This is a genomic window from Anaerotignum lactatifermentans DSM 14214 (genome assembly GCF_900142265.1).
Lineage (GTDB): Bacteria > Bacillota > Clostridia > Lachnospirales > Anaerotignaceae > Anaerotignum > Anaerotignum lactatifermentans.
In genome coordinates, this window is record NZ_FRAH01000024.1 from 36694 (window position 1) to 46520 (window position 9827).

Sequence of the window (9827 nt, forward strand, 5' to 3'; positions counted from 1 at the left end):
GATATAAGGAGTGGGAGGGATTCCGCCGTAGTTGGCATTGTAGGAAAATCCAAAAGTTTAGATTTTCCCACAATGCTTATCTTTTGGTCTTTGGTTCGGAATAGTGTAGTGCTGGCGGTCTATCTCTTGTTTTCGGTTGCTTGCTTCCTTACCGTACATGAGCATTTGCCCCTGGGTTGTCGTTTCCATAACCTTCCAGAAGGTTAATCACGCCCCAGATACCAAGTCCGGCTCCCAGTGCGATAACAAGGGTCTGTAATACTTCGATTGCGCTGTTAAAAAATGCCATGAATTTCTCCTTTCCTGCCGCGATAGCGGCTGCCCGGAAAAGGGCATAAAAAACGGCGGTCAGTTTTGGTAACTGCCGCGGTCATGTGCCGCCGGGTTCCGGCGGCTCCCCGCGCCGCGTAAAGTCCTGCGGCGCAGCGGTATTCAGTTGTAAACATAGGGAAACATGGTTTTTTCAGTGGGCGCGCGTATCATGTAACCGATAGTTATAATCTGATTGTTAGCTGCTGCGATTCCTCCTTTCTCACGTCTGGGTGTCCATACTGGCGGAAAAGTGCTTCAACAAAACGCCGGGTGCTTTCTTCCGCCCATTTTCGCCAGTATTCCCTTTCTGCGGCGTCAATGGCTTCTTGAAGCTCCACAAGTGCCGCCGCAAGGTTTTCTATCATTTCCCGCTGCTGTTTCTCTTTTTTCTTTCTGATACGTCGGTTCATGGTTTGTCCTCCTGCAAATCGGCTTCGCTGATTTCGTAACAGTCAAAGGGTTCCTCCGGCTTGACGATTGCGGGGCGGCGTTTCATGTAACGCTCAATATCAAAGGCGTTTTTCTTGTCATAGTCGGAAAGGTATTTGTACTTCGGGTGCTTTGTTATATCGTACTTGTCGGAAAAGAACGGGCGCACGCCCCTTAGCTGCAAGATACATTTCCCGCCGTCCATGACGGCGATTTCGTCCTCCGACATGAGCTGCTTGCCTAACTTCTGGTAATTTAACCCGTGGGACAGCTCCCGCCCTCTGGTTTCAGATGTGTTAAGGCTGTCAATGGTTTCTTTCCCCAAAAGCTCCGACATTTCTTTCAGCGTGGTCTTTTCCTTGCCGCCTAAGAAAAGGGTCGTGTCGCAGTTGCCGACGATGGTATCGGCATTGTCCTTGTAGATTGCCTTTAGCTGTGACTGCGATTGCAGAATGATAGAAGCCGATATTTCCCGGCTCCTTATGGTGGCAATCAGCTTTTCAAACTTCGGTATCTGCCCGATGTTCGCAAACTCGTCTAAAAGGCAGCGCACATGGACGGGCAGCCGCCCGCCGTACACATCGTCGGCTTTATCGCACAAGAGGTTGAAAAGCTGCGTATAAAGGATTGATACGACAAAGTTAAAGGTATCGTCTGTATCGCTGATGATAACGAACAGTGCCGTTTTGCGGTCGCCCAGTGTGTCAAGCTCCATTTCGTCGGTTTCCAGAAGTTCGCGCAGCTCCCGTATGTCAAAGGGGGCAAGCCGCGCCCCGCAGCTTATGAGGATTGAGGAACGTGTCTTGCCCGCGCTTAACAGGAATTTCTTATACTGCCTTACGGCAAAGTGTTCCGGGTCTTTTTCTTCCAGACGCTCAAACATGAGGTCAACCGGGGACTGAAAATCCGGGTCATCCTCGCGGGCTTCGCTTGCGTTAATCATTTCAAGCAGCGTCGTAAAGTTCTTCTCGTCCTCCGGGGCTTCATACCAGATATAGCCGATAAGGGCGCAGTAAAAGAGCCGTTCCGATTTTACCCAGAAATCCTCCCCGGATTTTTCCCCGTCGCCTTTGGTGTTGGCGATTATGGTATTTACCAGTTTCAGAATGTCCTTTTCGCTGCGGAGATAGGCGAACGGGTTATAGTGCATACTTTTCTTGAAGTTTATCGTATTCAGCACTTTTATCTTGTACCCGCCCCGCTGTAAGAGCTTCCCACATTCCACAAGGACAGTCCCTTTCGGGTCTGTGACAACATAGCTGCTGTGCATTTGCATTAAGTTCGGCTTCACAAAAAACCTCGTCTTGCCGGAGCCGGAACCGCCGATTACAAGGATATTTTTATTCCTTGCATACTTCGGCTGCTTCGGTCGGCTGCTCATCATCAGCCGTTCGGTCTGGGTCAGAATGACGTTGTTTTCAAACACCGGGTCTACATACGGCTTTATATCTTCGGCATTTCCCCAACGGGCAGAGCCGTATTCCACGCCTTTCCGGTATTTCTTCGCGTTCTTGCCCTTGAAGTAGACAATCAGCCGGATAAGCACCGCCCCCGCTATGCCGATGAGCAAGTCCATAGGGTGTAAGCTCGGCGCAGCATTTTCAAAGGCTGCGGAAAATCCCGTCCCAAGGGCAAGCAGCTTTTCGGACAGGTCAGCCCCCGGCGATAAGCGGAACGCCTGCGCTGCTTTGCCAAAGAGCCAGACAAAGAGCAGATAGGGGATATTCGGGATAATCAGCTTTTTCAAGTCTAAGTTGTTCAACGCTCAATCCCCCTTTCCTTGTTCTTGACTTTCTCCCGGTTCGCATTGAGCTGTTTCGCCTTATCCCGGAAAACGGCTAACGCCTTTCGGATAGAAGGCTTCTGCTCCCGTGAGAGCTTCTTTGCGGAAAACTCTTTAAAGGCTGCGGTCAGCGCGTCAGCGTCCCGCGCCTTAAAGAAAACAAGGTACCGGGGCGGGCTTTCCGTCGCGTCCTTTTTCAGCGCAAAGTCAATCCCGTATTTTTTCGCGGTACTCTCAAAGGCTTTGATATTGTCCTTCGTGATTTCGATATTGGAAACGCCTGCATTCTGCTTCATAAGCTGCTTTAGGGTCTGTTTGCCGTGGGGCATTTGCCGCCTGTCTGCCTGTTTCTTTACCTGTGAGAGAAAGAATTTCATGGATTTTTGCAGCACTTCCGCAGACAGCTTCCCGGTCTTGATTGACAGGGCAATCACTTTTTCATTGACTTCCTCCTGCAATTATCGTCCTCCTTTCGCAAAAGTCTGTGTCCAGGCAGAAAAAGGCAGCCATTTCCGGCTGCCCTGTGCCTGCCGTTTTATTAAATCCGCACCCTAAGTCCGTTCAAGTCCTCGGCGCGGATACCCACCAGATACCAGTTCTGCCCGTACTCCATGCGGGTCGGCTTCCATTTGCCCCTTACAAACACTTCCAGACAATCCCCACAATGTAAGCCCCCGTAGTAGGCGTTAAGGTCAAAACGAATGTCGTAACGGTCGGTCAGCTCGTCAAATACCAATGCTCCGGTTCTCTGTGCCATAAAAAATCCTCCTTTTTCTGTTTACAGGCTTTCGCCCTCGTTGCAGGAATAATAGTCCGGGTCGCCAAACTGGGGCTTTCGCGGAGCCAGTGCGCCGCTTGCCATGTCGTGGGCGACAAGGGAAGTGTAGTAATTGCCGATAGTGGACGGCGCGTTGAACAGTGCCGCCCGCAGGTACTGCTTGATATTGCGTATCTTCGTGGTGTTCTCCCTCATACATTCAAGGACGAACCGGATATGTTCGCTGTCCAGTTTCATAAACTTTGACTTTACAAGCTCTGCCGGGTAGTCGTCCCCGGCGATACGGATTGTCCTGCGTCTTGTGCAGACCGTTTCAAGGATAAGGTCAATGATTTCATCTATCCGGTCATGGTCGTAGGGCATATCCTGTTTGAGAATGTCATAGCAAATGTTGTCTTTTATGATTTCCTCATATACCCGGTATGCGTCGTTCGGTTCCTTTCGTTTCCGTTCCTGCGGCGCAGCCGCTTGTCCCTCTAAGGGAGAGGGGTTAGGGGAAAGGATAGGAATGGAATGGGTACTTTGTGTATCAGTATTTGATTTTTCTTTTTTTGATAGATTAGTTCTTTGTATCTCTTTATTTAATTGCATTGGATTTTCCTGCGTAGGTTTTTCCAGCGTAGGGTTTTCCTGCGTTGGATTTTCCAATGTTGGATTTTCCAACGTAGGTAAATCCGGTTTAGGCGGTAGCTGTGGCTGCTCATAAATCACATAGTCGGCACCCCGCAGGCGTCCTTTTGCGTCGCGTTCCCTTGAACGGACGATATACCCGGCGCGTTCCAGTTCCCGCACCGCTTCCCGGATAGCGTCGATTTGCTCCCGGTTGATATGGGACAGCCCCGCAAGGGTATAGTCCCAATCTTCGGGAAGTGAGAGCATTTGCGACAACAAGCCCTTTGCTTTCAAGGTCAGCTCCTTGTTGCGTAAGTGGTGGTTGCTCATTACGGTATATCCCGTGTTCCGTTCCACTCTGAAAACTGCCATAGCTTATCAGCTCCTTTGCTGTGGATTTGTTACGCAGCAGAACGGGGATTTGAGGGGAAAAGGTATCTTTCCCTTGCCCCGACAGTTTTCCGTTCTGGAAGCCGCATAAATCAAGGCTTTTTCTGCCCCTACTGCGTAACACGAGGGCATAAAAATAGCGGCGTTCCTGTTTTCCCGGTGTGGGAATGAGAAACGCCGCTTGTGCGGTTCAATATTCAGTTTTAGCGTGTATGAAAGCAGCTTGTCCTATCTGTTTTACATGATATGTTGTTCTTTCGCAGTTGCAGCAGAGCAGAAAGCCCGCAGCACCTATGAATACCTCATCGACTTGGCGGAAGACCCGGACGTTCTGGCTCCCCTGCGGTTCCTGCGGGAACGGGAAGTGGTGCACTTCCAGCGGTTCGGCGAAGCACTGGAAATTGCCAGAGATCATCTGAATCAAAAACACTGGTTCTTCCAGAACAAATAAACAAACTCCCCAAAAAGCAGCAGGAAGCCTTGTTATCCCCAACAGGCTTCCTGTTTTTTGTATGCCTTTTTCTTTTCATGAAAATCATAGAAAAAAACGTGTTCTTTCTGTGAAAAAGTCTTATAATAAGAAGTAAGATTCATATGCTTGTGTATGACGCACAGCATTGGGAGGTGACCGCCGTATGCGCGATTTTTATTTGAAAAACAGACAGGCTCTTCAGGATTTTCTCATTCTGGGTGGCACCATATTGTTTTGTTTTCTCTTTTTCCGCTACTTGTTCCCGATTTTTCTGCCTTTTCTGGTGGGCTGGCTGCTGAGCCTTCTGTTCCGTCCACTGGCAACTTATCTGGAAAAGCGGCACATTCCCCGCTGGATTGGATCTTTGTTTTCCATCCTATTGTTTCTGGGGGTGATCTCCCTTTTTGTTGCGCTGATCGGCAATCGCATTGCCGCACAGGCGCAATCTTTCCTGCGGCTCATGCCCCAGTACATGCTCCTGATTCAAAACGCATTGAATCGGTTTTGGACACAGTTGGATAGTCTGCTGGTGGTACTGCCTGACCCTCTGCAAAATCTGATTCAAAACTCCACAGAGCAGCTGCGGGGCAATCTGTCCTCCATACTGCTTTCTCTGGTGCAGAGCACAGGTTCTTCATCCCTGACTTCCGTACCGAATTTTCTGCTGGGTGTGCTCATTGCGCTGCTGTCCTCCTATTTCTTCACAAAAGATGCAGCCCTCATTCGCAGCCTTTATGAAAAATATGTGCTTTCCCTGTTCCGCACATCCATCCATAATACAAAGCGGAATCTGAAAACATCCGTATGGGGCTATATCAAAACACAGCTGATTCTGATGATTTACACCTTTGCCATCACATTCATCGGTCTTATGGTGCTGCGTTCTCCATTCGCTCTGCTGCTCAGCGTCATTATCGCCATCATTGATGCCCTGCCTTTCTTTGGCAGCGGATTCATTCTCTGGCCGGGTGCAGTCATCCATCTGATTCTTGGCTCTCCCAAGCTTGCCATTGGTTATATGGTCATTTACGCCGCTGTACAGATCATGCGGCAAATCATGCAGCCAAAGATTCTTGGTACACAGATTGGTCTGCACCCGTTGCTGACACTGTTTTCCATGTACTTCGGTTATAAATGTATCGGCTTCTGGGGTCTGATTCTGGGACCTGTCATTGCCGTTATGCTGCAGGCATACTTCCAGACCCGTGAAAAACCACCAACCACATAAAAAAAGCGTTTTCGGTTTAGGGGCATCTTCATAAGAAAACAAAAAAGCCAAAGCCCTTATCATTACAAAGGATTTTGGCTTTCTTATTTTGTTCAGATTTTATTTGTTATGTTTTCTTATGAAGACAGCCGTTGCAATTCCCCTTAAGAAATTAAGGAAAAGGAAAATCAATGTTTTCTTAAGGGGAAATTGCTTTTACCGAAAACGCTTTTTTCTTATACTTTATGCCTGAAACATGGGTGTGGACAAATATCTGTCGCCAGTATCGGGCAGCAGAACGACGATGTTCTTGCCCTTATTTTCGGGACGTTTTGCCACTTCCAGAGCCGCATGGATGGCTGCCCCTGCGGAAATGCCCACCAACAGACCTTCTTTCTGTGCCACTTCTCTGCCTGCTGCATAAGTCGCTTCTTCTGTAACGGTGATAATTTCGTTATACAGCTTTGTATCCAGAATGGAAGGTACAAAGTTTGCGCCGATGCCCTGCAAGCCATGGCTGCCAGATCTGCCTTCTGTCAGCAGAGGAGAGGAAGCAGGTTCCACACCGATAATCTGAACATCGGGATTCTTTTCTCTCAGATAACGACCTACCCCAGTGATGGTGCCGCCGGTACCAATGCCTGCCACGAAAATATCCACTTTGCCGTCGGTATCTTCATAGATTTCAGGACCTGTTGTTTCATAATGTGCCTGCGGGTTTGCAGGGTTGTCAAACTGTCCGGGAATGAATGCGCCGGGGATTTCTTTTGCCAGTTCTTCCGCTTTGGCAATGGCACCAGCCATGCCTTTTGCCCCTTCTGTCAGCACCAATTCCGCACCGAAAGCAGACATGAGCAGACGGCGTTCCATACTCATGCTGTCAGGCATCACGATGATGGCTCTGTAGCCTCTTGCCGCTGCCATAACAGCCAGACCAATGCCCGTATTGCCGCTGGTAGGTTCGATGATAGTCGCGCCTGCTTTCAAAAGACCTTTTGCTTCCGCATCTTCCACCATTTTCTTTGCCACACGGTCTTTGGCACTGCCGCCGGGGTTCAAAAACTCCACTTTTGCCAAAACTTTCGCATCCAGATTATGGATTTCTTCCAAATGTGTCAGTTCCAGTAACGGCGTTTTGCCGATCAATTCTTCTATATTTTTGTAAATCTTTGCCATGGGAATCATCCTTTCCGCGATTTTTAAACATAGTATCACTATAGGTTTTGTATGTCAAGCTATTTTTTTCAGCCTGCATCTGTTCTCATATTACCACATTCCGCCGCTGCCTTCAAATAAACTTCATGCTTGTTTCGCTTTCTTTTCCTTGTATACGTTCTTTTTTTGTGCTAGTATTTTAATGGAAATATTCATTGATTGAGATATAGAAAGGAACGATTCAAATGAAAATCGGACGCAACGATCCCTGCTGGTGCGGCAGCGGAAAAAAATATAAAGTCTGCCACGCAGATTTTGACGAAAAACTGGCAGAACTGAAATCCAAAGGGGAAAAAGTACCTCCCCACTCTCTCATCAAAACACCGGCACAGCTGGAAGGCATCCGCAAAGCCGGCAAACTGAACACAGAAATTCTGGATATGGTAGCGGAAAACATCCACGCAGGCATGTCCACAGAAGACATCAACAAACTGGTTCATGAATACACCATCGCACACGGCGGCATCCCCGCACCTCTGAACTACTGCGGATTCCCTAAGAGTGTCTGCACATCCGTAAACGATGTCATCTGCCACGGTATCCCCTCTCCCGATGAAATCCTGCAGGATGGGGACATCATCAACGTAGACGTTACCACCATTCTGGATGGTTATTACGCAGACGCATCCCGTATGTTCTGCATTGGTCAGGTCAGCGACGAAGCAAAAAAACTGGTGGAAGTCACAAAAGAATCTGTTGACCTTGCCCTGGCAGAAGTAAAACCTTGGGGTCATCTGGGTGACATCGGCGAAGTTATCAGCAAACATGTTTATGCTCACGGCTATACTGTCCTTCATGACATCGGCGGTCACGGTGTTGGCAACGACTTCCACGAAGAACCTTATGTATGCCACATCGGCAAAAAAGGCACCGGCATGCTGCTGGTTCCCGGCATGGTATTCACCATCGAACCCATGGTAAACGAAGGGGAAGAAGATTTCTTCCAGGATGAAGAAAACGGCTGGACTATCTACACAGAAGACGGTTCCCTTTCCGCTCAGTGGGAATACACCGTTGCCATCACCGAAGACGGCGTAGAAGTCATTACCCATTGATAGATTTCACACAAATGAAAACGTGAGGTGTTGCATTTATGAACGGTTCCAAACACATTTCCAACTGTTACAGCGCCTTACAGGGACTCTACTGGATGAGTTACGGCGCCATCTATACCTTTGCCGCCGTAGTCCTTTTAGACAGAAACTTTACGGATTCACAGGTCGGCACACTCATTGCGCTGGCCTGTGTTTTTTCCGCAGTGTTTCAGCCCTTCGCGGCTGCGGCAGCTGACCGGGGAAAGCGGTTTTCTCTGCGGTCTTTGATGACGCTGATCTGTCTTTTGACCATCGTCCCTATGGTTCTGCTGTTTTTCTTTCCACAGCAAGCCCTTTCCGGCGTTTGTTATGTGATTCTGCTTCTGCTGCATCTTGCCTTCCAGCCTCTTTTGAGCGCATTAGGCATGCATCTGCTCAATAACGGATATTATCTGAATTTCGGCGCTGCCCGCGGCATCGGCTCCATGTCCTATGCTGTCCTTGCCTTTTTCCTTGGGTCTTTGACGCTGATTTTTGGTCTGCGGTGTCTGCCTGTCATCGGCAGTCTGCTGTATCTGCTTATGGCGGTATTATTGCAGGCATTTCCAGAAACCAAACGAAGCGGCTCATCCATCGTGTCCTCTCGGGGCACCGTTTCCATACTGCGGGAAAACCATCGGTTTGCTGTCCTCTGTCTGGGCATCATCCTCATTTTCATTTCCCACAGTGCCATCAACACCTACATGATTCAGATTCTGCAGAAAATCGGCAAAGGCAATCAGGAACTGGGGCAGGTCATGGCATATACAGCCGTACTGGAATTTTTCGTGATGATCGGCTTTTCCAGATTCGTCAAAGGACGGGACTGCGGCAACATCTTACGTTTCACTGCCATCTTTTTTGTGCTGAAAGCCATTTTTGTTCCCTTGGCACCTACTCTGCCTTTGATTTACGTGGCCTTTCTGACACAGATTTTTTCCTTTGCCCTGTTCACACCGGCTTCTGTTTACTATGCAAATGCCATTCTTCCTGCCGGGGACAAAGTAAAAGGACAGGCAATGATCACCATTGCCATCACCATCGGCAACATCGCCGGCAGCTTTCTCTGCGGCCATTTCATCACCCTTTGGGGCATCACAGCGGCTATCCTGGTGACCGCTGGCATTGCCATCATTGGTCTGATCTGCTTCTTCCTTGGCGCGGAAAAAACAGGACCCATTATCTTTTCTGAAACGCAAAAAAGTACCGAATCATAAGAAAATCAAAACCACCCGTTGAACGGGTGGTTTGATCAGACCCTATAAGGGTCTATCTCTTGTGGTAGCCCCCTAAAGGGGGCATTGAATAGTCTGGCAACCACACTTTTAACTCTGGCTGCCCCCTACTCGGGGGCACTTTTTATGCCTTATTTCACCGGCTCACCCGTGAACGGGTCTGTAAATTCCTTTAAACTTATTTGATCATTCATAATATCATCTTCCAGCTGATTTTTGATGTATTCTTTTATTGCCGTTTCATATCTGCCTACTGTATCTACAAAATATCCTCTACACCAAAAATGTCGATTTCCATACTTGTACTTTAAGTTTGCGTGT

Annotated in this window: 12 protein-coding genes; 4 read left to right on the forward strand and 8 right to left on the reverse strand. The window is 48.6% G+C overall.

All coding sequences use genetic code 11. The annotated features are described in order from the left end of the window. Nucleotides 1–148 precede the first annotated feature (148 nt). From BUB35_RS08135 to BUB35_RS08160, 6 genes are all read right to left on the reverse strand, one after another. Nucleotides 149–289 (reverse strand): Maff2 family mobile element protein, encoded by a 141-nt coding sequence (locus tag BUB35_RS08135; protein ID WP_072850743.1) that lies wholly within the window; start codon nucleotides 287–289, stop codon nucleotides 149–151. A 205-nt stretch (nucleotides 290–494) separates the two neighbouring features. Beyond that, entirely contained in the window at nucleotides 495–722 is a 228-nt protein-coding gene (locus BUB35_RS08140; RefSeq protein WP_015573986.1) for a hypothetical protein, read from the reverse strand. Further along, entirely contained in the window at nucleotides 719–2503 is a 1785-nt protein-coding gene (locus tag BUB35_RS08145) for a VirD4-like conjugal transfer protein, CD1115 family (RefSeq protein WP_072850746.1), read from the reverse strand. The genes BUB35_RS08140 and BUB35_RS08145 overlap by 4 nt, the downstream gene beginning before the upstream one ends. Continuing rightward, the gene (locus tag BUB35_RS08150) at nucleotides 2500–2982 is read right to left on the reverse strand and encodes a PcfB family protein (RefSeq protein WP_072850748.1); all 483 of its coding nucleotides are present in this window, start codon (nucleotides 2980–2982) and stop codon (nucleotides 2500–2502) included. The genes BUB35_RS08145 and BUB35_RS08150 overlap by 4 nt, the downstream gene beginning before the upstream one ends. An 80-nt stretch (nucleotides 2983–3062) precedes the next feature. Continuing rightward, on the reverse strand, nucleotides 3063–3281 hold the full coding sequence (locus tag BUB35_RS08155) for a DUF5348 domain-containing protein (protein ID WP_015573987.1): 219 nt from the start codon (nucleotides 3279–3281) through the stop codon (nucleotides 3063–3065). Nucleotides 3282–3302: 21 nt separating this feature from the next. Further along, entirely contained in the window at nucleotides 3303–4286 is a 984-nt protein-coding gene (locus BUB35_RS08160) for a DUF6017 domain-containing protein (RefSeq protein ID WP_015573988.1), read from the reverse strand. Nucleotides 4287–4485: 199 nt separating this feature from the next. Here BUB35_RS08160 and BUB35_RS18690 point away from each other — a divergent pair, with 199 nt between their 5' ends. Continuing rightward, a complete protein-coding gene (locus tag BUB35_RS18690) occupies nucleotides 4486–4755 on the forward strand; it encodes a manganese catalase family protein (protein ID WP_330391129.1) in 270 nt (89 codons plus the stop codon). Between the two features lie 184 nt (nucleotides 4756–4939). Then, nucleotides 4940–6004: a sporulation integral membrane protein YtvI gene (ytvI, locus tag BUB35_RS08170; RefSeq protein WP_072850750.1), complete on the forward strand. Its 1065-nt coding sequence runs from the start codon at nucleotides 4940–4942 to the stop codon at nucleotides 6002–6004. Between the two features lie 222 nt (nucleotides 6005–6226). Here ytvI and cysK read toward each other — a convergent pair whose 3' ends face one another. Then, entirely contained in the window at nucleotides 6227–7159 is a 933-nt protein-coding gene (cysK, locus tag BUB35_RS08175; RefSeq protein ID WP_072850752.1) for a cysteine synthase A, read from the reverse strand. Between the two features lie 224 nt (nucleotides 7160–7383). Here cysK and BUB35_RS08180 point away from each other — a divergent pair, with 224 nt between their 5' ends. After that, nucleotides 7384–8253 carry a methionyl aminopeptidase gene (locus BUB35_RS08180; protein WP_072850755.1) on the forward strand — a complete coding sequence of 290 codons (870 nt, stop codon included), beginning with the start codon at nucleotides 7384–7386 and terminating at the stop codon, nucleotides 8251–8253. Nucleotides 8254–8291: 38 nt separating this feature from the next. Continuing rightward, nucleotides 8292–9488, forward strand: a complete 1197-nt coding sequence (locus BUB35_RS08185; RefSeq protein WP_072850757.1) for an MFS transporter — start codon at nucleotides 8292–8294, stop codon at nucleotides 9486–9488. A 149-nt stretch (nucleotides 9489–9637) separates the two neighbouring features. Here the strand turns inward: BUB35_RS08185 and BUB35_RS08190 are convergent. Beyond that, a partial coding sequence (locus BUB35_RS08190; RefSeq protein WP_200777584.1) for a transposase occupies nucleotides 9638–9827 on the reverse strand: 190 nt, incomplete at its 5' end.

Coding starts and splice junctions, on each gene's coding strand:
- BUB35_RS08135 (WP_072850743.1), bottom strand. CDS start 289: ATGGCATTTTTTAACAGCGCAATCGAAGTATTACAGACCCTTGTTATC.
- BUB35_RS08140 (WP_015573986.1), bottom strand. CDS start 722: ATGAACCGACGTATCAGAAAGAAAAAAGAGAAACAGCAGCGGGAAATG.
- BUB35_RS08185 (WP_072850757.1), top strand. CDS start 8,292: ATGAACGGTTCCAAACACATTTCCAACTGTTACAGCGCCTTACAGGGA.
- BUB35_RS08155 (WP_015573987.1), bottom strand. CDS start 3,281: ATGGCACAGAGAACCGGAGCATTGGTATTTGACGAGCTGACCGACCGT.
- ytvI (WP_072850750.1), top strand. CDS start 4,940: ATGCGCGATTTTTATTTGAAAAACAGACAGGCTCTTCAGGATTTTCTC.
- BUB35_RS08160 (WP_015573988.1), bottom strand. CDS start 4,286: ATGGCAGTTTTCAGAGTGGAACGGAACACGGGATATACCGTAATGAGC.
- BUB35_RS08180 (WP_072850755.1), top strand. CDS start 7,384: ATGAAAATCGGACGCAACGATCCCTGCTGGTGCGGCAGCGGAAAAAAA.
- cysK (WP_072850752.1), bottom strand. CDS start 7,159: ATGGCAAAGATTTACAAAAATATAGAAGAATTGATCGGCAAAACGCCG.